16 protein-coding genes and 1 tRNA gene are annotated in these 22926 nt (G+C 64.9%); 9 read left to right on the top strand and 8 right to left on the bottom strand.

The window, feature by feature from the left end; translation table 11 throughout:
• Window positions 1-2: 2 nt before the first annotated feature.
• From atpA to F7D09_RS02060, 6 genes are all read right to left on the bottom strand, one after another.
• On the bottom strand, window positions 3-1685 hold the full coding sequence (gene atpA / locus F7D09_RS02085; RefSeq protein WP_152233788.1) for a F0F1 ATP synthase subunit alpha: 1683 nt from the start codon (window positions 1683-1685) through the stop codon (window positions 3-5).
• 90 nt (window positions 1686-1775) lie between these two features.
• Window positions 1776-2603, bottom strand: coding sequence for a F0F1 ATP synthase subunit delta (locus F7D09_RS02080; RefSeq protein WP_152233787.1), 828 nt, complete (start codon window positions 2601-2603; stop codon window positions 1776-1778).
• A gap of 32 nt (window positions 2604-2635) precedes the next feature.
• Window positions 2636-3166 (bottom strand): F0F1 ATP synthase subunit B, encoded by a 531-nt coding sequence (locus F7D09_RS02075; RefSeq protein ID WP_152233786.1) that lies wholly within the window; start codon window positions 3164-3166, stop codon window positions 2636-2638.
• 64 nt (window positions 3167-3230) lie between these two features.
• Complete coding sequence (atpE, locus tag F7D09_RS02070) at window positions 3231-3461, bottom strand: ATP synthase F0 subunit C (RefSeq protein ID WP_152233785.1); 231 nt, start codon at window positions 3459-3461, stop codon at window positions 3231-3233.
• Between the two features lie 153 nt (window positions 3462-3614).
• A complete protein-coding gene (atpB, locus tag F7D09_RS02065) occupies window positions 3615-4415 on the bottom strand; it encodes a F0F1 ATP synthase subunit A (RefSeq protein WP_152233784.1) in 801 nt (266 codons plus the stop codon).
• 588 nt (window positions 4416-5003) lie between these two features.
• Window positions 5004-6038, bottom strand: coding sequence for a homoserine O-succinyltransferase (locus tag F7D09_RS02060; protein WP_152233783.1), 1035 nt, complete (start codon window positions 6036-6038; stop codon window positions 5004-5006).
• 167 nt (window positions 6039-6205) lie between these two features.
• Here F7D09_RS02060 and F7D09_RS02055 point away from each other — a divergent pair.
• Window positions 6206-6282 (top strand) — tRNA-Met (locus tag F7D09_RS02055).
• A 707-nt stretch (window positions 6283-6989) separates the two neighbouring features.
• The gene (locus F7D09_RS02050) at window positions 6990-8267 is read left to right on the top strand and encodes an OFA family MFS transporter (RefSeq protein ID WP_152233782.1); all 1278 of its coding nucleotides are present in this window, start codon (window positions 6990-6992) and stop codon (window positions 8265-8267) included.
• A 351-nt stretch (window positions 8268-8618) separates the two neighbouring features.
• Here F7D09_RS02050 and F7D09_RS02045 read toward each other — a convergent pair whose 3' ends face one another.
• The gene (locus tag F7D09_RS02045; RefSeq protein ID WP_226835861.1) at window positions 8619-10871 is read right to left on the bottom strand and encodes a peptidase; all 2253 of its coding nucleotides are present in this window, start codon (window positions 10869-10871) and stop codon (window positions 8619-8621) included.
• Between the two features lie 322 nt (window positions 10872-11193).
• On the opposite strand from F7D09_RS02045, the gene F7D09_RS02040 reads away from it, so the two are divergent.
• The 3 genes from F7D09_RS02040 to F7D09_RS02030 all read left to right on the top strand — a co-directional run bounded on the left by F7D09_RS02040 (window position 11194) and on the right by F7D09_RS02030 (window position 15306).
• Window positions 11194-13515 (top strand): alpha-1,4-glucan--maltose-1-phosphate maltosyltransferase, encoded by a 2322-nt coding sequence (locus tag F7D09_RS02040; RefSeq protein ID WP_193312278.1) that lies wholly within the window; start codon window positions 11194-11196, stop codon window positions 13513-13515.
• 170 nt (window positions 13516-13685) lie between these two features.
• On the top strand, window positions 13686-14177 hold the full coding sequence (locus tag F7D09_RS02035) for an inorganic diphosphatase (protein WP_152233779.1): 492 nt from the start codon (window positions 13686-13688) through the stop codon (window positions 14175-14177).
• A gap of 562 nt (window positions 14178-14739) precedes the next feature.
• Window positions 14740-15306: a manganese efflux pump MntP gene (locus tag F7D09_RS02030; RefSeq protein ID WP_152233778.1), complete on the top strand. Its 567-nt coding sequence runs from the start codon at window positions 14740-14742 to the stop codon at window positions 15304-15306.
• Between the two features lie 191 nt (window positions 15307-15497).
• Here the strand turns inward: F7D09_RS02030 and F7D09_RS02025 are convergent, their stop codons facing one another.
• Window positions 15498-16283: a hypothetical protein gene (locus tag F7D09_RS02025; protein ID WP_226835859.1), complete on the bottom strand. Its 786-nt coding sequence runs from the start codon at window positions 16281-16283 to the stop codon at window positions 15498-15500.
• Window positions 16284-16585: 302 nt separating this feature from the next.
• On the opposite strand from F7D09_RS02025, the gene F7D09_RS02020 reads away from it, so the two are divergent.
• The 4 genes from F7D09_RS02020 (at window position 16586) to valS (ending at window position 22682) form a co-directional block, all read left to right on the top strand.
• Window positions 16586-17362, top strand: a complete 777-nt coding sequence (locus F7D09_RS02020) for a winged helix-turn-helix transcriptional regulator (protein ID WP_152233777.1) — start codon at window positions 16586-16588, stop codon at window positions 17360-17362.
• Between the two features lie 36 nt (window positions 17363-17398).
• A complete protein-coding gene (nth, locus tag F7D09_RS02015; RefSeq protein WP_193312277.1) occupies window positions 17399-18061 on the top strand; it encodes an endonuclease III in 663 nt (220 codons plus the stop codon).
• Between the two features lie 180 nt (window positions 18062-18241).
• Complete coding sequence (locus tag F7D09_RS02010; RefSeq protein WP_226835857.1) at window positions 18242-19777, top strand: ABC transporter substrate-binding protein; 1536 nt, start codon at window positions 18242-18244, stop codon at window positions 19775-19777.
• Window positions 19778-19937: 160 nt separating this feature from the next.
• On the top strand, window positions 19938-22682 hold the full coding sequence (gene valS / locus F7D09_RS02005; RefSeq protein ID WP_152233775.1) for a valine--tRNA ligase: 2745 nt from the start codon (window positions 19938-19940) through the stop codon (window positions 22680-22682).
• The last annotated feature ends 244 nt before the right edge of the window (window positions 22683-22926 follow it).

Genomic DNA, 22926 nt, shown 5'->3' with positions numbered 1-22926 from the left:
GGCTACTTCTTTTCTCCAGCCATCGGGTGCTTGTTCGGATCGTGCTGCGGCTTGTCGGCGTTGGCGACGATCTTCTCCTGCTCGACCGGCGTCGGGTTCTTGGACGGGGCCTTCTTGTGGGTGACGAGCGGCTTGCCGGCCTTGGTCACGTAGGTCTCGCGGAACTCGTCCACGGCCTTGTCGAGGGCCGCTTCGGTGTCGGCGGTGAAGTTCTCGGTGTCGTGGATGGTCTTGAGGATGTCGGTGTTGTGGTCGAGCCAGTCGAGCATGGCGTGCTCGAACGGCAGGACGTCCTCGAGCGGCAGGTCGTCCATCTTGCCGTGGGTGCCGGCCCACACGGAGACGACCTCCTGCTCCATCGAGTACGGCGAGAACTGCGGCTGCTTGAGCAGCTCGGTCAGGTGCGAACCGCGGTTGAGCTGGGCCTTGGACGCGGCGTCCAGGTCGGACGCGAACATCGCGAAGGATTCCAGCGAACGGTACTGCGCCAGCGAGATCTTCAGCGTGCCGGAGACCTTCTTCAGTGCCTTGGTCTGTGCGGCGCCGCCCACTCGGGACACGGAGATGCCGACGTCCACTGCAGGACGCTGGTTGGCGTTGAACAGGTCGGACTGGAGGAAGATCTGGCCGTCGGTGATGGAGATCACGTTGGTCGGGATGTACGCGGACACGTCGTTCGCCTTGGTCTCCACGATCGGCAGGCCGGTCATCGAGCCGCCGCCGAGGTCGTCGGACAGCTTGGCGCAGCGTTCGAGCAGACGGGAGTGCAGGTAGAAGACGTCGCCCGGGTACGCCTCACGCCCCGGCGGACGACGCAGCAGCAGCGAGATCGAACGGTAGGCTTCGGCCTGCTTGGACAGGTCGTCGAAGACGATGAGCACGTGCTTGCCGTGGTACATCCAGTGCTGGCCGATGGCCGAGCCGGTGTACGGGGCGATGTACTTGAAGCCTGCGGAGTCGGACGCCGGGGAGGCCACGATCGTGGTGTATTCCATGGCGCCGGCCTCTTCGAGGCTCTGCTTGACGGACGCGATGGTCGAACCCTTCTGGCCGACCGCGACGTAGATGCAGCGCACCTGCTTCTTCGGGTCGCCGGACTCCCAGTTCGCCTTCTGGTTGATGATCGTGTCGATCGCGATGGCGGTCTTGCCCGTCTGACGGTCGCCGATGATGAGCTGACGCTGGCCGCGGCCGATCGGCGTCATCGCGTCGATGGCCTTGAGGCCGGTCGACATGGGCTCGTCGACCGGGTGGCGGTGCATGACGTCAGGGGCCTGCGCCTCGAGGATGCGACGACCCTCGATGCCCTTGATCTCGCCCAGGCCATCGATCGGGTTGCCCAGCGGGTCCACGGTGCGGCCGAGGTAGCCGTCACCAACAGGCACGGAGAGCACTTCGCCGGTGCGTCGGACCTCCTGGCCTTCCTCGATGCCAGCGAAATCGCCGAGGATAACCACGCCGATCTCACGAGCGTCAAGGTTAAACGCCAGGCCGAGCGTGCCGTCCTCGAAGGTCAGCAGCTCGTTGGCCATGCAACCAGGCAGTCCCGTCACGTGCGCAATGCCGTCGCCGGCCGTGGCGACGTAGCCCACCTCCTGGGTGGGGTTGTCGCTCGGCTTGTACGACTCGACGAAATCATCGAGCGCCTTGCGTATCGTGGCGGGATCAATGGTAAGTTCTGCCATGATCACTCCTTATTGTTGGAAAAATTCTGTGGGGTTCCGCTCCCCCGGCGCACGGCGTCGCGCACGCTGCCGGGCGGGGAGGGAATCGTGTCAGGCGCTGGCCTTCACCGATCGGTGCAACTTCTGCAGCTGCGCGACCACGGTGTTGTCCGTGACCTCATCGCCGATCTGGATGCGCATGCCGCCGATGACCTTCGGGTCGACCACCGAATTGATGTGGACCGGATGGTTGAGCTTGGCGGTGTACACGGCCACCAGACGCTTGATCTGCTCGATGGTGAGCGGCGCCGCGGTCGTCACGGTGATCATCGACTCGCCCATGTGGCGGGAGAGCTTGTTGATCAGCCACTGGATGGTCTCCAGGTAGCGGCGGTTGCGCGGGTTGCAGGTGGCGTGGCGGGCCAGTCGGAGCGTGATCGCGTTGAGCTTCGTCTGGCCGATGAGCGCGTCGAGCAGCTTGATGCGCGCCTCGGCGGGCACGCTCTCGTCATGCAGCTTGGAGCGCACCACGGGCAGGTTGAGCAGCGCGGAATGCAGCTCGGCGAGTTCCACGGAGACGCGCAGCGTGACGCCGGTGGCGTCGGCGTAGTACATCATCGCGTCGACGCCGAAGTCCTCGGTGGCGTTGGCGATGTGGGACGCCTTGCTCCACTTGAGGCCGACGAGGCTGCTCATGATCTCCACGGTCACAGGGTGGGCCTGCTTGCCGATGAGGTCGTCGAGCACCGCCACCTTATCCGCTACCGGACGTGACGGGTCGGTGAGGGCCCTTTCCAGCTGAACGTTGTGGTCGAGCACGTTGGTGATCGTGAACAGTTCGTTGCCGATACGCCATGCGTCCTCGCCGGCAGCGCGCAGCTTGGGTGCCATCTCGTCACGCGCAGTGCGGTCCGAGATGCGGGATGCCTCTCCTCGCATTGGTCACCTCCCTTTCCTGGAAAACGCTTCGGTCACTTCTTGTCGCTCGTGTCCAGCTCGTCGATCATCTTGTCGATCATCGAGGACTGCACGTCGTCGCTCTCAAGCTTGGCGCCGAGGATCTTGCCGGCCAGTGCCGTGGCAAGCGCCCCGACTTCGCCCTTGAGGCTGACCATGGCCTGCTGCTGCTGCGACTCGATGGAGCGCTGCGCGTTGGCCGTGATCTGCGCCGCGTCGGATTCGGCGCGGGAGCGGGCGTCCGCGATGATGTGCGAGGCTTCGGCGCGGGCGTCGTCACGGATCTTGGACGCTTCGACGCGAGCCGTGCTCAGCTGGGCCTCGTACTTGCGCTTGGCTTCGTCCGCATCCTTCTTGGCCGCCTCGGCCTTGGCGATGTTGCCTTCGATCTTCGCCGCACGCTCATCGAAAATGGCGTTGAACTTCGGCATGAAGAACTTGTAGAAGAACACCGCGACGATGACGAGGATGATCAGGGACCACACGATGTCATAGGTCTTGGGGATGAACAGCGCGATGCCGTCAGTCTCAGCGAGCGTCACCATGAAGTCCTCCTTTCAATCGTTCAATGTCTCAATGTCGAGAAACGGGTGGGAACCGCCGTTCGTCTTACTTGACGATCAGGGCGGCCACGAAGCCGAGCAGGCCCAGCACCTCGACCAGGGCGAGGCCGATGAACATGATCATCTGGATCTTGCCGGAGACCTCGGGCTGGCGGGCGGTGGACTCCATCGCCTTGCCGAACAGGATGCCCAGGCCCAGGCCAGGGCCGAGGGTGGCGAGACCGTAGCCGATGACGGACAGGTTGCCGGCGACCTCCGCGAGAGTAATGATGTCCATTTCTGTTTCCTTTCTAACGGTACCGTTAAAAAATCTTGATGCCTGCGTCCGGTTGCCTGCCGACCGCCGTGATGCGGCCGCGTGTACCGGGTTCGCGTTGCGTTCAGTTATCTGTTCAGGGTTGCCGCTGCCGGACGTAGTCCGGCGGGTGCGTCAGTCCTCCGGGTAGCTCATGCTGATGTACACCGTCGAGAGGATGGCGAACACGTAGGCCTGCAGGAAGGCGACGAACGCCTCGAACAGGGTGAGCACGAGTCCGAAGAGGAACCACAGCATGCCGACGGGGATGCCGGCGAGCTTGTTGGCCGACTCGATCACCCAGTACTGGGCGAACGCCAGGGTGGTGGCGACCAGAAGGTGGCCGGAGACCATGTTGGCGAAGAGTCGGATGGTCAGTGACGCGGGGCGGATCAGGACCAGCTCGCACAGCTGGATCGGCGCCAGCAGGATGTACACCGGCCACGGAACGCCCTTGGGGAAGCATTCGTCGCGGATGTAGCCCCACAGGCCCTTTTCACGCACTGCGGTGATCCAGTACTGGATAAGCACCCATACGGCGAAGACCAGCGGCATGACCACGGTGGCGGTCGCCGCCATGTTCATGCCCGGAATGATGCCGCACAGGTTGAATACGAAGATCGTGAAGAACAGCGTGGAGATCATCGGCAGGTAACGCTTGCCGCGCACCTCGCCCATGATCTGGTACACCACGCTGTCACGCACGAAATCGATGCCCATCTCGACCACACCCTGCCAACGGCCCGGAATGAGCTTCGCGCGCTTGGCCGTGATGCCGAGCACCACGAGCAGCAGCACGGTGGCCACGATGCGGATCAGGATGATGCGGTTGATCTCGAACGGGGTTCCCTGGAACAGGATTCCGCGAGGAAGAAAATCATCGATAGTAGGAAGGTCCGGTTCTGCCGCCAAGAGCATACCCATTGCTTCGCTCATATTGCGCCTCCTGCTCGCATCTCTTGTCTTACGTCTATCGTCTGTCGAGTCAACGGTTGAGGCGAATGGTGACGTGAGGTTACTCTCCGTCCAGCCGTTTCCGGGGACTGCCCAAGACGATCCGGAGGCATCCGGAGTCCAGTCTCAAGCATTCATCTCCGAATGACTATTGAAATATCCTATGACGGGTTTGGACAACATGCAACACGCCTGATTTTCCAAGCGTTTACAGGGTTTTCGAGTGCAAAATTGTGAGCGGTAACATAATGGTCATTTTCTCACTATGTGGACACTTTTTTTAAACATCTGGGTCACATGCCATGGACAAAAAACGTTGCGGTTTTCGGTTTTTGGCCACCGTGTCTCACATAGTATTTCGACAATGCCGATACGGTCGTCTTATTAGACGCGATGAACGGTTTTTGATGTCACGAAATACGACTTATTTGATATCGATGTCGTATATGTCGTGTCGGCACTGACAGTCGACGACGACGTCTGCTCATGCGTCATCGAGTGACGTTGTCTGGCAGTTGCGCACGGACGTCACTGTGCGAACGTGACCGAACGAACGTGACCGAACGAACGTCACTCGCCGCGGATCACGCCGTAGCCGTCATGCAGGAACGGCGCGAAGCCGTCACGGCGAGGACTGTCCGGCTCGTGACGGAACCGGTCGGTGCCGAGCTTCTTCTCGGCACGCAGCCGCGGCACCTCGGTCAGGTCGTACGGCGTGGTCTGGTACACCCAGTTCAGCCAGTTGCGCCACAGCAGGTTGGCGTGCGCGCGCCACGCGAACAACGGCTCGAGATGCGGGTCGTCGTGCGGGAAGTAGTTGGACGGGAACGGCACGTTGGTCAGACCCTTGGCCATGTCGCGCTCGTACTCCTCCTGCAGGGTGGTCTTGCCGTACTCCCAGTGGCCGAGCGCGAACACTTCGGAGAAGTCGCGTGTGGCGATCAGGCCGGGGCCGGATTCGGGACCCCACGTAAGCACCTGCAGGTCGCGGTTCGCCTTCACGTCCGCCTCGTCCACGCCTGCCAGCCTAGAGTGCGGCTGCAGGGCGATCTCGTCGAAGCCGTTGGTCAGGAAGCAGTACTCGTCCTGCAGATACTGCGGGAACACGCCGAAGATCTTCTCGGGCAGGTCGACCTTGCGCACGCCGTAACGGTAGTTGAGCGCGCCCATCGCGCCCCAGCACAGGTACATCGTGGAGAACACGTGCGTGGAGGCCCAGTCGAGGATGGCCTTGAACTCGTCCCAGTAGTCGACCTGCTCGAACGGCAGGTGCTCGACCGGGGCGCCCGTGACCACGAATCCGTCGTAATAGTTGTCGCGGAAGGCGTCGAGCGTCTCGTAGAACTTGACGAGATGGTCGTGGCTGACGTGCGTGGGCTCGTGGGTGGAGGTCTTCATGAAGTCGATCTCGACCTGCAGCGGGCTCTTCGAGATGAGACGCAGCAGCTGGGTCTCCGTCTCGATCTTCTTGGGCATGAGGTTCAGGATCACCAGCTTGAGAGGGCGGACGCGCTGGAGCTCCGCCTCGGGCTTTTCGAGGGCGAAGATGCGCTCCGAGTCGAGGATTGCGCGTGCGGGCAGGCCGCTGGGGATCTTGATAGGCATGTTCTCATTATGGCAAGAGCCGGGATAACGCGACGCCATGCCGTTATCGGCGTTGGTTATGGTCCGCTATCAATCCGCGCGATTCACTGAGCGCAAAATCGCGACACGCCGACTTGACATATCCCAACTCTCCCGTATCTTAGATAGAGCTGTTTGAAAACAGCCGGCGCGGGGTGGAGCAGCTCGGTAGCTCGCTGGGCTCATAACCCAGAGGTCCATGGTTCAAATCCATGCCCCGCTACCAATCGGAAGGCCGGGAATCGCAAGGTTCCCGGCCTTCTGCGTTTTCGAATTCGTTCCCGACCGGCCGCACCCGGTTCCCAACAAAACGTACTCGCAGCGACGGTTCGAGTACGGTTTGTCACATCTTTCTCGACCGAACGTACTCGTAGAACCCGTTCGGGTACGGTTCGTCATCTCTTTCTCAACAAAACGTACTCGTAGCGGACGTTAGAGTACGTTCCGTCGTGAAATCCCCGACCGAACGTACTCGTAGGAACCGTTCGGGTACGTTTCGTCACTTTTGCATCGACCGAACGTATCCGTAGCGGACGTTAGAGTACGGTTGGTTGCAAATTCCCAACGAACCGTACTCGTAGCGACGATTCGAGTACGGTCCGTCATCTCTTTCTCGACGAAACGTACTCGTAGAGCCCGTTCGAGTACGGTCGGTCGTGGTTTGTTGACCGAACGTACCGGAGCGCCGTGGCGGAGCACGGTCGGTTGTGAGGATTCGGCTGAACAGCGGATGTGAAGTATTTCATATGACCATGCCGTCGACATGGGCGTGTGCGGCGCACGAAGGGCGGTATATTGCTGGTTGTCGGCGTCGACGGAATCCGCGATGCCGACGAAACGCACATCATCCACGTGCGTTTGACGTCGATATCGTCGTGTTCCCTCCCTCCGGCAGACCACCATCCGACCATCATCATGCAAGGGACCGTTTCCATGGCATCACTCGCGCACAACCGTTGGACCAGCGCCATCGCGCCGGCTCTGCTCATCCACATCCCGATCGGCACCGTCTACTGCTGGAGCGTGTTCAAGCAGTCGATCGCCGACCAGCTCCATGCGAGCCCGGCCTCCGTGGAATGGGCGTTCTCGCTCGCGATCTTCTTCCTCGGCATGTCCGCCGCGTTCGCCGGGCCGATGGTGGAACGCGACATCCGCCGGTCGGCGCTCGTGTCGATGGCCTGTTTCACGGTCGGTTTCGCAGGCACCGGCGTGAGCATCGCGCTCGGATTCCTGCCGGGCGTGTTCCTCTGCTACGGCGTGATCATGGGCATCGGACTGGGCGTCGGCTATCTGACGCCGGTGAAGAACCTCATGCTGTGGTTCTCCGACAACAAAGGCCTCGCCACCGGCATCGCCGTCGCCGGCTTCGGTCTCGCCAAGGCCATCGCCAGCCCGGTCATGGAGTGGCTGATCGCGACCGTCGGCCTGACCGGCATGTTCTACATCCTCGCCGTGGTGTACGCGCTGATGATGTTCGCCGGCTTCCTGCTCATCCGCCGGCCGGCTGGATGGGTCTACGATCCGGCGACCTCGCACGTCAGCCGTCTGAAGGTGCTGCGCACGCCAAGGTTCTGGGGCATCTGGATCGCCTTCTACCTCAACATCACGTGCGGTCTGGCGCTGATCAGTCAGGAGAAGGACATCCTGCATGACGTGCTGGAGACGCTTCCGCGCTACGCCTCGCTCGACGCCGCGTCGTTCTCCGTCGCCATCGCCGGCGTCATCGGACTGGTGCTGGCGATGGACGCCCTGTTCAACACACTGGGACGTGTCGGCTTCTCCACGCTGTCCGATCATCTCAAGCACCGCGAGAGCGTGTATCAGGTGATCTTCGACATGTCGATCGTCGTCTGCCTGCTGCAGATCATCACCGGCAGCATCGAGCATTCGATGCTGTGGGCGGTGCTGGCCATGCTGTTCCTCGTCAACGCCGGGTACGGCGGCGGATTCTCCACGTTGCCGGTGCTGCTCGACCAGCATTTCGGCACGAAGACCGTCTCCACGACGCACGGCCTGGCGCTCAGCGCATGGGCGGTCGCGGGGCTTTCGGGCAATCAGCTCGCCTCGTTCGTCGTCACGCACGCGCCCGACCAGGCGCATCGCTATGCGGCGCTGATCCCGGTGATCACCATCCTGTTCGCCGTGGCGCTCATCAGCATCACCGCGGTGAAGATCGCCGGCAGGCGCGGCGGCAAGCGCGAACTCGCCTGACCGGCCGCCGGGGGAGCGCCTGCCGCTGCGCTGCAGGATCTTGTGCAGCAAGCGGGTGACGCTCCCCCACCCGCTTCGCGGGAGCCCCCTCCACCGAGGGGGCCAGGCAAGCGGGACAGCCGGTCTGCGGGTGACGCTCCCCCACCCGCTTCGCGGGAGCCCCCTCCACCGAGGGGGCCAAGGGTGTGCGGGCCGGCGTCACTGACAGCGTCCCGCACCAAGGGCCTGCGGCAGGCTCAATGCCGGCTCGCTGTCGCTCGCACCTCGCCTACAAACAGCTCTGCTGTTTGCTATACGGCTCGACCCTCCGCCGAGGGGGCCGAGAGCGGCGGCGCCGACGGTGGTCCTCGCTCAGCGGCGCCGGCGATGCAGGAGCAGCAGGGCGCCGGCTGCGGCGGTTCCGGCGGCGAGCGCCATGGCGACCGTCACCGCGGCGCCGGCCTTCGGCATCTCCGGCTCTTCGGGCTCTTCCGGCTCCTCTTCCTCGGGTTCCTCCGGTTCCGGCGGCTCCTCGACGGTCACGGTCTCCCCTTCGACGCCCAGCGCGTGCGAGGCGATCACGTCGCCGTCCGCCGAGACCAGCGACGCCTGCCAGTACACGAGTCCGGGCTCTGGCGAGCGCGTCTCGGGACTGGAGACGGTCTGCTCGAACAGGGTGTGGTCCACGTCCACGCGCACCTCGTGCAGCAGCGTGCCGTTCACGCCCGGCACGTCGTCAGGCCCCACGGCCTCATAGGCGGTGAACGTCACGTAGGCGCCTTCGGGCACGTCGCCGAGGATGCGAGCGGTGTCGTGGAACGGTTCGCCGACGAGCACGTGATCGGGTTTGACCTGCGTGGTCAATGTCGGCACGCGCGGCTTGGCGACCTCCCAGATGCGCACGCGCTCCCACGCGTCGTCGTACGGGCTGGTGGCGGGCATCACGCGGTCGTCACCCTCGAAGTTCCAGACGAACACGTACCAGCCGTGGTTTTCGGCCACGATGTGCACCGGATCGCCGTTGACGTCCGGCGCGCCCGCACCGACGCGGATGCGCCCGTTGACCGCCGCGTATTCCCATGTGCCGACCAGACGGTGATGCTCGTCTTCGGCCGGTGGCTCGGCGCCTTGCGGACGGTACTGTTCGTCGTTGGCCTGGTCGTCCGGGTCTCCGGCCCACCACACGCTGACCGTCGCGGTGTCGCGGTCGGCGCCGATGCCGAGTTCGTCGTCGCCCCTGAAGTCGCCGTGGTCGTCCGGGAAGCCGGCCACGGTGATGATGTCGCTGATCTCGGACCCCACGACGCCGGTGTGCTCGGTCACCGTCGATTCGACGGTCAGCCGTGACCGGTTCGAGTTCGTCTCCGTATATTCAAGGAATCCGCTGACCACGTCGTCCTCGAGATACTGTTTCGCCTTCGCCGACTGCCCGTCCAGCTCGAACGCCCACACCCATGTGCCGAATCCGCCTGCCGCCGGCGCGCGGTACGGTTCGTCGCCGCCCGGCTTGGTCACCGCCTGCACGTCCCGGCTCTGACCGGGCGCGGTGAACGTCGTCGTACCGTATGCGGCAGGCTTGTACCCGGCCTTGCGCAGCCGTTCCAGGAACTCCTGCGCGCTCTCGTCGCCCTTGGGCATGATCGGGCCGTCCTCGACGTCGTCCGCGTCCAGCCTGTCGAAATACCAGCCTTCGGCCGCAAGTTCAAGCCCGTCCGGCCAATGGTGGCCGCTTGCGACGCCGGCCGTGACCGTATCGGAGACCGGCTCGCCGGCGTCCACGATCTTCTGCGACGTCACCGTGCTCAACGTCGGGCGGAAGTGCCGTTGCACCGTGAAGTTCACCGCGGTGCCGTCGACCTGCGACGAGCCGCCGAAACGGACGAGGTCCTGTCCGCTTTCCACATGGTCGACCTGCTTGCGGTCGTAGCGCACCCGCGCCTTCACGTCGCCGGCGCCGGTGGCCTTCCACGCGTACGTGATCGGGGACGTGCCGGAGACGCCGCTGACCTGCGACTGTCCGTTCGAGAACGTGGCCGGACCGTCCAGGATCGCCGTGTAGGCGATGCCGGCGATGCGTTTTCCGGCGGCGTTGGTGACCGATACGGTGACCTTGCCTTCGCGGATGCCTTCGGCGTACGTGCGCTCGATCGTGGCGCCGGCCGGCGCATGCTCGCCCGCCTCGGCCCATAGCTGGTTCGCCTTTGCCGCCAACGCCGGGTAGGCGGCCATGATCACGGCGCGGCGTTCGGCCCATGCGGCCGGCTTGAGGTCGAAATGGTCGTGGGCGAGCACGGCGATCGCCGCGTGGTCTTCGGCGCTGCCGCCCCGGTAGTGGTCCATCAGCCAGCCGAGACGCCGCGCCTTGTCGTTGTCGGTCACCTTCGTGGCGGCGCCCAGCCGGTAGTCGATCTGCACGCCGGCCTCGATGCAGTAGTAGTAATTGGTGTCGTCCTTCGCCATCGCGCCGATGATCTGCGTGCCGCCGAACTGGTACGGCAGGTATGTGCCCGGGTCGGGCCGCGGCAGCGTCGCCGCCGAGGCGGGCCGTGCCGCGACCATCATCGCAAGCGTCACGACCAGCGCGAGCAGAGCGCCGACCGCGGCTTTCATCCGTTTCAATACCATGCTGCTCATTCGTTGTCCCTTCTGATAACGCCGTCGCATCCCCACTGGACGGGTGCAGCAAGCATGCCATAGTTCGCGCGCCGACCGGGCGAATTTCAGGTGATGTGGTCGGAGCTTGCCCGAAACGGCCCTTTTTCGGCGTGTCGCGAGCTGCGGATCGTGAGTTATCCACAATGAATCGATTCATTTGCGACGTTTGCCGGCCGACCATCACAGAACCGTCACCAAATCATCACCAAACCGAAACGCAACCGTTCCCCAACGGCCTCCCACCATGCGAGAAACCGCGGCAAATGGCGGAAACCCGTATACAATGGGCCTCATGGCAGAAGACAAGAAGGGCGCGCAAGCGCTAAGCAGTAATTCATCTCAATCGGCCACGTCGCAGGAAACCTCATCCGCGGCAACCACGACCCGCCGTTCGGCAGGAAGGCAGACCTCGCGCGCGACGACCACGCGCACCGCGAAGACCCGCAGCACAACGAAGAGCGCGGCGAAGACCGCATCCAAGACCACCCGACGCACCCGCGCCGCCAAGCCGGCCGCCACCGTCGACTTCCATCACGGCGAAGTCCCCGCGCAGACCCTGCCCGTGACCGATCCGGCCCAGTTCGGCCGCATCGCCGTCATGGACATCACGCCGAACGAGGAGTCCGGCCGCTACCCCGCGCGCGTCGAGCTCGGCGAGCCGTTCACGGTCACCGCGCAGGTGTTCATCGAAGGCCGCACCAAGGTCGGCGCGACCGCCGTGCTGCGCAACCACCGCGGCAAGGAGATGGCCCGCGTGCCCATGACGTGCACGAACCCCGGCCTCGACCGCTGGCAGGCGACGCTCGCCGCCGGCGAACACAGCGACCTCAAGCCGTGGGAGGACGGATTCGCCGCCATCAAGCGTCAGCTCGGCGAGTGGACCGTCACCATCGAAGGCTGGGAGGACACCTACACGTCCTGGCTGCATGACGCGGCCATCAAGGTCAAGGTCGGCGACGACGTGGAGAACGCGCTGGAGACCGGCTCCAACCTGCTCGCCCGCTGGGCGAAGACCAAGGACGCTGGCCTCAACGCGGCACAGCGCAAGGAGCTGGCCGAAGCGGCCGCGACCATGGCCGACAAGACGCTGGACGCCAAGGACCGTCTGGCCGCGGCGACCAGCGAGACCGTCACCGGCCTGCACGCCACCAACCCGCTGCGCGACGGCATCTCCCCCAGCCAGCCGCAGCGCTTCCTCGTGCAGCGTCCGAAGTCCAGCTTCGCCGCCTGGTACCAGTTCTTCCCGCGTTCCGAAGGCGCGTACGTCGACCCGACGACCGGCAAGATCGTCCAGGGCACGCTGAAGACCTCCGTGACCGGACTCGAGCGCGCGAAGGCCGAAGGATTCGACATCGTGTACCTGCCGCCGATCTTCCCGATCGGCGTGACCAACCGCAAGGGCAAGAACAACACGCTGGTCGCCGGCCCCGACGACCCGGGCTCGCCGTTCGGCATCGGCAGCGAGCTGGGAGGCCATGACACGGTCGACCCGCTGCTCGGCGACATGGACGACTTCAAGGCGCTCACCGCCAAGGCGCACGAGCTGGGCCTCGAGATCGCGCTCGACTTCGCGCTGCAGTGCTCGCCCGACCACCCGTGGGTCAAGGCGCATCCGGAATGGTTCCGCCACAAGCCGGACGGCTCCATCGCGTTCGCCGAGAACCCGCCGAAGAAGTATCAGGACATCTACCCGATCGACTTCAACGCCGACATGCCCGGCATCGAGAAGGAAGTCGAACGCGTGATGGAGCTGTGGATCGAGGCGGGCGTGACCATCTTCCGCGTCGACAACCCGCACACCAAGCCGGTGCGATTCTGGCAGGACGTCATCGCCGCCGTCACGAAGCGCCATCCGGAGGTGCTGTTCCTCGCCGAGGCGTTCACCCGCCCGGGCATGATGCGCGCCCTGAGCTACGTCGGCTTCACGCAGTCGCACTGCTACTTCCCGTGGCGCAACACGAAGAAGGAGCTGGCCGAGTACTTCGAGGAGACCAACGGCGACGACGGCTACTACCAGCACAACACGTTCTGGCCCACCACGCCGGACATCCTCACCGCCTACGTGCGCGACAACGGCATCGCCGGCCACGCGGTGCGCGCGGTGCTCGCCGCCATGGGCTCGCCGTCGTGGGGCATCTACAACGGCTTCGAGCTCATCGAGAACAGGCAGCGCCCCGGCTTCGAGGAGCAGATCGACAACGAGAAGTACGAGATCAAGGTGCGCAACTGGTCGGACGCCGGCAAGTACGGCATCGCCGAGCTGCTCACGAACCTCAACCGCATCCGCCGCGAGCACGTGAGCCTGTTCGGCTACCACAACCTCACCGTGCTGGAGACCTCGGACCCGAACATCCTCGCCTTCGCACGCCACACGCCGGCCGAGCTGACTGGCACCGGCAAGCCGGAGACGCTGATCGTCGTGGTCAACCTCGACGGCCATGACGCGCACCAGTCGATGGTGCATGTGGAGCTGCCCGACTTCGGCATCGACCCGGCCCGCGGCGCCCACGTGCGCGACGAGCTGACCGGCCGCGAGTTCGACTGGAGCTGGGACAACTTCGTCTCGCTCGCCCCGTGGGCGGACGTGGCGCACATCCTGACCGTCGAATACTGACGGATAGCCGATAAAGGAACGGCGTTCCGTTGGAAAAGCCCCCTTCGCGGGGGCTTTTCCGTATGCGGACCCGCGCCGGTTGCACGGTGGCTCCCGCATTGGACGCGACCGACGCGACGCGGTATTGTTATGCGTGTCAATGCAACTGTCGATTTCTAAGGAGAACAGACATGGCAGAAACCTTCAACGTCGTGGTCGAGATCCCGCGCGGCTCCAAGAACAAGTACGAAGTGGACCAGGAGACCGGCCGCGTCTTCCTGGACCGCGAGCTGTTCACCGCCATGGGTTACCCGGACGACTACGGCTACATCGAGGGCACGCTGGGCGAGGACGGCGATCCGCTGGACGCGCTCGTGATGGTCACCAACTCCGTGTTCCCGGGCTGCGTCATCGAGTGCCGCGCCGTGGGCCTGTACCACATGGAGGACGAGGAAGGCGGCGACGACAAGGTGCTGTGCGTGCCTGCCGACGTGCGCTATGACGGCGTCAAGGACGTCAAGGACGTCAACGAGTACCACCTCAAGGAGATCAAGCACTTCTTCGAGCAGTACAAGGCCCTGGAGCCCGGCAAGGAAGTCAAGCCCGGCGACTACTGGACCGGCGCGGACGTGGCCGAGAAGGAGATCGCTGAGGCGCGCGAGCGTCTCGCCGCGGCGAAGTGATTTCCTTCAGCGAAGCCCAGTGGGCTTCGCGGCGGCCACGTGCGAGGATGCGACAGCATCCGAGCCAACATTGAGCCGGCCGCAGGCCGTCCATAATTGCAGGACCGTGGCCGAGAAGGAGATCAAGGAGGCGCGCGAGCGTCTCGCGAACGCGACGAAGTGATCTCCGTCAGCGAAGCCCAGTGGGCTGACCTACGCTGACACATCTTGTGGCCCGTATCGGTTTCGATGCGGGCCACACGTGTATTTCCAGCACACCACGACCCATGTGCGACCAGCGCGCATCACTGTGCAAGGGCGAGCAGAGTGACGTAGGGATATCGCGATGACGCGATGTGACAGTCATCACGTGCAGGTGACAGTCACCATGTGCAGATGACAGTCACCACGTGCGTGGTATACTGTTCCCTCGTAATTGACGACATGCGAACAGCATTCGCTTGGATTCAAAGCCGGCTTGCAGGACCGGCAGTTCTCAGTGTCGGTGTCCCTAGGCGTAGGCGGGAGAACCCCGTCGAGGCCCATCCCACGGGGAACCGATGGGATGAACCCGCTATTCACTATGATTCAAATACTGCTCATCTCCATCTCCGTCGCCATGGATGCCTTCGCCGTTTCGATCGGCAAGGGCCTGACCGTGAAAAAAGCCCGGTTCGTCGACGCGCTGAAGTGCGGCCTGTGGTTCGGTGGATTCCAGGCCCTGTTCCCGCTGCTCGGCATCTTCGCGGCTTCGGCGCTCGCCTCGTATGTGACGGCGATCGACCATTGGATCATCTTCGGCCTGCTGCTGATCATCGGCGGCAACATGATCCGCGAGGCGTTCGACGAAGACGAGGAGAACGAGAAGGAGACGCCTGAATTCGATTGGAAGCACATGCTTCCCCTCGCCGTCGCGTGCAGCATCGACGCGTTCGCCGTGGGCGTGAGCCTGGGGCTGATGAAGCTGAACATCGCGTTCACCGTCACCGCGATGGGCGTCGTGACCGCCCTGTTCTCCATGGCCGGCATCTACATCGGCCGCGCGTTCGGCGCACGCTGGCAGAAGCCCGCGCAAATCGCCGGCGGTCTGGTGCTCATCGCGATCGGCGTCAAGGTGCTGCTCGAGCATCTCGGCTTCATCGCATGGTGACGATTTTCCTGGCACAACAATGAATGCCTGTGTTCCGTAAAGGGACACAGGCATTGTTGTTGACGGGGAACACCCCTCAGTCACTGCGTGACAGCTCCCCTCAAGGGGAGCGGAAAGAATAAGAGCGCTCGCCCCTCAAGGGGAACAGGAGTAATCACCCCCTCAAAGGGAGCGCGAGGCGAAACGGGATCTTACGCGAGCAGCTGCATGACGAAGGCGGCGGCGAAGATCATCACGCCGCACAACATGACCGGCAGCAGGCCGATGCCCAGCCACGGCACCCGCGCATCCTCGGCAGGATCCGCCTCACGGGCCCATGGCACGGAGCAGACAGCGAACAGCGCCGCGAACACCACGCATACGGCCATCACCGCAAGGAACCCGGTCATCAGGCCGTCATCGGGCGAGGCGGCGCCCATCGACACCAGATCGGGCAGGAAACACCAGCCGGCGGCGCTCACCGCGGCAACGGCACCGGTCATGCAGTGCGACAGCGCACGGATCAGATGGCTACGCTCCGCGCGGGCCATCTGCCGGCCGAACGAGACGATTGTCACGGCGATCAGCAGAATCGCAAAACAGGCGGCCCACCGCACCAACGTGTACATCACCGGCTTGCCCTCGTCGGCAAGACGGCCGCCATACGCCGGGTAGAACACGTGGCTCGCGGCCGGCGTCACCGCACACACCACGGACAACACGCCGGCGACCAGACCGATGAACCGTTCGGCCCAGCCGGTACGGAACGGCCATCCCAGCTGGAAGCCGAGCAGCAGCACCGCGACCATCGCCACGACCACGCCACGCACCACCGGCTGCTCGACGCCCAGCACGAACTGCAGGCCGACCGTCACCACGAACAACAGCAGATACGCGACCAGCTGCACGGCGAGCACCCGTCCGGCGGGCACGCCACGATGCGCGCCACGCGCCTCATCGACCCTGCTCCTGCCGTCGTCACGCACGTCATCGGCCATCGTCATCAACCTTTCCGCATCCATTCATGCACGCCGCACCGCGGCCGCGGCCACATGGCCCGGCCCACGGAACCTTCGCACCCAAGCCTAGCGTCAGCCGCCCACAACACGGCGGCGCACCGCGGACGCAACGATGCGACGGCCGGCGCGAACGATGACGGCCACCGGCTGACGCCGACCGGGCCGGCCACGTCCATAATGCGTTCGCTGTCCACATTGTGCGCCTACAATATGGACCATTACCGCAGCCTGCATGGCAGTTCCGTATACGGTAAATGGTACTTCACGAAGAAAGGGGAGCGATGACTGATCTGACATTGATGACCTTCGCAAGCGACCCCGCCACCGTGCTCCCCTCGCTGGCGCTGCTCTCCCACCGCGTTCGCGTCCTGCCGATGGACGCCGCAAGCCTGGTCAAAATGCCTGAGAGCACCATCCTGTTCCTCGACGCGCGCGACGACCTGGCCACGGCCAAGACCCTGTGCCGGCTGATCCATGCCTCCGGCCTGTCCACGCCGATCGTGCTGGTGCTCACCGAGGGCGGCTTCACCGTCGTCAACTCGCAGTGGGGCATCGCCGACGTGGTGGTCTCCACCGCTTCGCCCGCCGAGGTCGAAGGCCGTCTGCGGCTCGTGGCGGAACGCGGCAATACGCCGATGTCCGGCGCGACCGGCGGCGAAGAGTCCGTGCACACGGAGGACGGGCAGATCCGCTCCGGCGACCTCGTGGTGGACACCAACGGCTACACGGCGTCGCTGCACGGCCGTCCGATCGACCTCGCCTACAAGGAGTTCGAGCTGCTCAAGTACCTGGTGCAGCATCCCGGCCGTGTGTTCACGCGCGCCCAACTGCTGCAGGAGGTCTGGGGCTACGACTACTACGGCGGCACGCGCACGGTCGACGTGCACATCCGTCGTCTGCGCGCCAAACTGGGCGGCGAATACGAGCATCTCATCGGCACCGTGCGCAACGTCGGCTACCGGTTCGACGCCCCCGACGAGGACAGCCAGCCGATGATCGACGCGTCGGACTCCACCGGCTCCAAGACGCCGCAGCCGCACGGCGGCGCCCGCAAATAGCCGCAGACGCGACGTCCGCACGCCTGCCACGATCCCATGCCACGCGAATCCAAACGAGCCCGGCTGCAACGCATGCACGACGAGTACGCGCTGCTCGTCACCGCATTCCCGCACCCGAAATGCGCGCTCGACTTCACCACGCCGCTGCAGCTGCTCATCGCCACCGTGCTCAGCGCGCAGACGACCGACAAGCGCGTGAACACGGTCACGCCGGAGCTGTTCGCCACGTTCCCCGACGCCGCGTCGCTGGCGGCCGCAAACCCCGAGACGGTCGAAGGCATCATCCGCCCTCTCGGCTTCTACCATGCGAAGGCCAAGCATCTGCTGGGGCTCGCCGCCGCCCTGCGCGACCGGTTCGACGGCGAGGTGCCGCACACGATGGACGAACTGGTCACCCTGCCCGGCGTGGGCCGCAAGACCGCGAACGTGGTGCTGGGCAACGCGTTCCACACGCCCGGATTCCCCGTGGACACGCATGTCATCCGCGTCACCGGCCGCCTGCGCTGGCGGACCGACTGGAACAGCGCGCACCCCGATCCGGTGCGCATCGAGAAGGAGATCTGCGCCTGCTTCCCGCCCGAGGAGTGGACTGACCTGTCTCACCGGCTGATCCTGCACGGCCGGGCCACCTGCCACGCGCGGCGGCCGGACTGCGCGGCCTGCCCGCTGCGCGACACCTGTCCGTCCGCGATGCCGTGACGGCCGCAACCGACCACACCGCGCGACGTCCGCCGTTGCGGCCGCACGGCCGCAGCCGACCGTAGCCAACCGCTCCGCCGCACCGTCCGCACTCCGCCGTGAGCCTGATCCCGTCCCGCCCCGCGTTCACCCCGCACATTACACTGGGCTGACATGCAGCACAGGTCACGCAGAAGCTCCATGAACAGTTCAGTGAAATCCTCCATCGTCTTCGTGGTGGTGGCGGCGGTGCTCGGATGCGCCGTCTGGCTGGGCTGGTCGCTGATCAACCATCGCGTCTCGCTGCCGGTCGTCGGCGGCCAGCTGAACGACGTCAAGGTGAGCGTCGGCGTGACCGGATCGCCGAAATCGCTCGACATCCGCACCGTGGACGACGAATCGCTCGACCGTGTGCTCATCGGCAACGTCTACGAGACGCTGCTCTCGCGCGACGACCACAACAAGCTGCAGCCCGGCCTCGCCTCGTCATGGAAGGTCTCCGACGACGGCCTGACCTACCGGCTGACCATCCGCAACAACGCGAAGTTCGCCAACGGCGACGCCCTCGACGCCTCCGACGCCGTCTGGTCGCTCCAGCAGGTCATCACCAAGAAATACGTGGGCTCCGGTGAGCTCTCCGCACTGTCGGGAGTGAGCAACGAAGACGACACGCTCGTACTCAAGCTCGCCAAGCCCGACGCACGCCTGCTCGAAAAACTCAGCACGCGCATCGGCATCGTCTACAACCAGGACGCCGGCATCGACTACGCCACGCAGGCGAGCGCCTCCGGCCCGTTCACGGTCGACTCATGGCAGGCCGGCAAGCCGCTCACGCTGCAACGCAACACGAACTACTGGGGCGACCTGTCGAAGGCCGCGCAGGTGAGCGTCGTGTTCAGGAACACGACCGCCGAACTGGCGGACGCGCTCAACAAGGGCCAGGTTGACGCGGCCGTCGCGCTCGACAAGGCCGGCGCGGACGCGGTCAGCGCCAAGGACGTCGCCAAGGAGCAGGGCGTGAGCAACCGCAAGATCGTGCTCGCGTTCAGCAGCAACACGCAGTCGATCCTGTCCGACAAACGCTACCGTCAGGCGATGCGCTACCTCATCGACAAGGACCAGATGACCGCGGCGCTCGGCGGCGGCACCGTGCTCAACGGGCCGCTCTCGCCGCTTGACGACGGCTACAGCAAGGACGCCAACGGCACCGACGCGTTCCCGCACGACATCGCCAAGGGCAACGAGCTGGTCGCCTACTTCCGTTTCAGCGTCACCCGTCGCCCGCTCACGTTCACGTACCTCAAGGACTACGGCTCGAAGGTCGGCGAACAGCTGAGCCAGACCGTGTATCCGGAGCCGGTGAAGGCGGACCTCACGGTGAACATGGTCGACCAGGCCGGCTGGCAGCAGAACGTGGTCGACAAGCGCGACTGGGACTTCACGATCTACGAGACGGACGGCGAGGACGATTTCGAGACGATCATGAACAACCAGTCGTACATCGCGTTCGTCAGCACCGAATCGCAGAACGCGTGGACGAAGGTGCAGCAGTCCGCGACCGCCGACGAGTACGCGAAGAACTTCCAGGCGTTCATCAAGACGCTCAACGACGATTCGCCGGTCGACTGGATCTGCACGCGCAACCCGATCACCGTCCACAGCACCAAGGTGACCGGCGTCCCCGTCAACATGACGTACACGCAGCTGCCGCTGGCCGACATGACGACGGCCGAGTGACGGTCACGTGACGTCCGGTCGGCCGCCGGCAGCCACATGGTCGCCGGCGGCAGGCTCCGCGACGGCCGCACGGCGGGGCCGAGACGTGCGTCAGGCGGCCCCTCACGCCGCCTCTCACGCCGCAATCGCGTTGTCATCGTTGCTTTCTAGACTTGCGGTTATGACTGAGGAAAACAGCATCATCAACGCACACCTCACCCCCCTGCCCGACAAGGTCGGCGTGGAGGGCCTCGAGGACAAGTGGCGTACCGAGTGGGACGCCGATAAGGTCTACAAGTTCGGCGGCACCCGCGACCGCAAGGCCGTCTACTCCATCGACACCCCGCCGCCCACCGTCTCCGGCCACCTGCACGTCGGCCACGTGTTCAGCTACACGCACACCGACGTGATCGCACGCTACAAGCGCATGCGCGGCTACGACGTGTTCTACCCGATGGGCTGGGACGACAACGGCCTGCCCACCGAGCGCCGCGTGCAGAACTACTACGGGGTGCGCGTGGACACGTCGCTCAAGTACGACCCCGACTTCAAGCCGCCGTTCGAAGGCACCGACGGCAAGAAGATCGACGCGAAGGACCAGGTGCCGATCAGCCGCAAGAACTTCATCGAACTGTGCGAGAAGCTCACCGCGCAGGACGAGAAGCAGTTCGAGGCGCTGTGGCGCTCGCTCGGCCTGTCGATCGACTGGTCGCAGACCTACCACACCATCGGCGAACACCCGCAGCGTGTGGCGCAGAAGGCGTTCCTGCGCAACCTCGCGCGCGGCGAGGCGTACCAGAAGGACGCGCCCGGCCTGTGGGACGTGACGTTCCAGACCGCCGTGGCCCAGGCCGAGCTCGAATCGCGCGAATACCCCGGCTTCTACCACAAGGTCGCCTTCCGCTTCGAGGACGGCACGCCGATCTACATCGAGACGACCCGCCCCGAGCTGCTCGCCGCCTGCACCTCGCTGATCGCGAACCCCGAGGACGAGCGCTACAAGCAGTACTTCGGCCAGTACGTGTACTCCCCGCTGTTCAAGGTCAAGGTGCCGATCCTCGCGCACCCGGCCGCCGAAATGGACAAGGGCGCCGGCATCGCCATGTGCTGCACCTTCGGCGACGTGACCGACGTCGAATGGTGGCGTGACCTCAACCTGCCCACCCGTCCGATCATCCAGCGCAACGGCCGCATCATCATGACGGTACCGGACTGGATCACCGACGAGGGCGGCAAGGCGATCTTCGAGGAGACGGCCGGCAAGACCACGTTCTCCGCACGCAAGATCATCGTCGACCACCTGCGCGAATCCGGCGACCTGGACGGCGAGCCGACGCCTACCAAGCGTATGACGAACTTCTACGAGAAGGGCGACAAGCCGCTCGAGATCGTCACCTCCCGCCAGTGGTACCTGAAGAACGGCGGCACCGACGCCAAGCTGAACGCCGAGCTCATCGAACGCGGCAAGGAGCTGAACTTCCACCCCGACTTCATGCGCGTGCGCTACGAGAACTGGGTGCACGGTCTCAACGGCGACTGGCTGATCTCCCGTCAGCGCTTCTTCGGCGTGCCGTTCCCGTTGTGGTACCCGGTCAAGGAGGACGGTTCGGCCGACTACGACCACCCGATCACCCCGCGTGAGGACCAGCTGCCGATCGACCCGACCAACGACGTGCCGGACGGCTACGACGAGTCGCAGCGCGACGTGCCGGGAGGCTTCACCGCCGAGCAGGACATCATGGACACGTGGGCGACCTCCTCGCTCACCCCGCAGATCGTGACCCACTGGGAGGAGCCGGACGAAGCGTCCAAGGCGCTGTTCAAGGCCACGTTCCCGATGGATCTGCGCCCGCAGGGCCAGGACATCATCCGCACCTGGCTGTTCTCGACCGTGGACCGCGCGCACCTGGAGAACAAGTGCCTGCCGTGGGCGCACGCGACCCTCTCCGGCTGGATCCTCGACCCGGACCACAAGAAGATGTCGAAGTCCAAGGGCAACGTCGTCGTGCCGGACAAGCCGATCAAGCAGTTCGGCGCCGACGCGGTGCGCTACTGGGCCGCATCCGCACGTCTGGGCCTCGACGCCACGTATGACGAAGGCCAGATGAAGATCGGCCGCCGCCTCGCCATCAAACTGCTCAACGCCACCAAGTTCGCGCTGGCCATCGGCCGCGAGGACGAGAACCATCACGTCGGCGCCGCCGCGACCGCCGCATGGAACCCGGCCGACGTGACCGAGCCGCTCGACCGCGCGGTCATGGCGAAGCTGGCCATCGTGATCCGACAGGCCACCGAGGCGCTCGAAGCGTACGAGCACTCCAAGGCGCTGGAGGTCATCGAAAGCTTCTTCTGGCAGTTCTGCGACGACTACATCGAGCTGGTGAAGAACCGCGCCTACGGCACGCCGGACGCGCACGGCAAGACGCCGAGCGAGAAGGCCGTGCTCTCCGCCCGCACCACGCTGGGACTGGGCCTCGACGCCTTTGCGCGTCTGCTCGCCCCGTACCTGCCGTTCGCCACCGAAGAGGTGTGGAGCTGGATGCATGAGGGCGAAGGCTCCGTGCACCGCGCCGCATGGCCGACCGCCGAACCGTACGCGGCCGCCGCGACCGGCGCGTCGCCCGAGGCGCTCGCCTGGGCGGGCAAGGCCGTGGAGCAGCTGCGCAAGATCAAGTCCGAAGCGAAGGTCTCCATGAAGACGCCGATCCTCTCCGTGGCGCTGTCCGCCGCGCGTGAGGGCGTCGAGGCGATCCGCGCCTCTCTCGACGACATCGCGCAGGCCGGCCGCGTGATCGGCAAGTTCGACCTCGTGGAGAAGCACGCCGAAGAGGAGGCTGCGGCCGACGCCGAGGGCGCTGCGGATGATGTCGTCGACATCACCGCCAGCGAGCTCGGCGAGCCGCCGGTGAAGAAGCCGAAGAAGTAAGGGCTTCTTCGCAGCAACGCAACTCGTGCAGTGTAACGGCCTCCCCGCCTCGGATTACCGGGCGGGGAGGCCGTTTGTGTATTGAACGCCTGACATGGACGCTTGATGGCGTTCCAAGCGCGGGGAATGCTCTTGAACACGCAGAAACCCCGTTGTTGAGTATTCTGGACACGGCCATTCATGGATGTGCCCTCCCGCGCGGGCGAAAACGCATCGAATCCGGTCTCTCGCGGCGGTCCTGCAC

Source organism: Bifidobacterium leontopitheci, assembly GCF_009193355.1.
Classification (GTDB): Bacteria; Actinomycetota; Actinomycetes; order Actinomycetales; family Bifidobacteriaceae; genus Bifidobacterium; species Bifidobacterium leontopitheci.
This window is presented reverse-complemented; position numbering and strand designations above follow the sequence as displayed.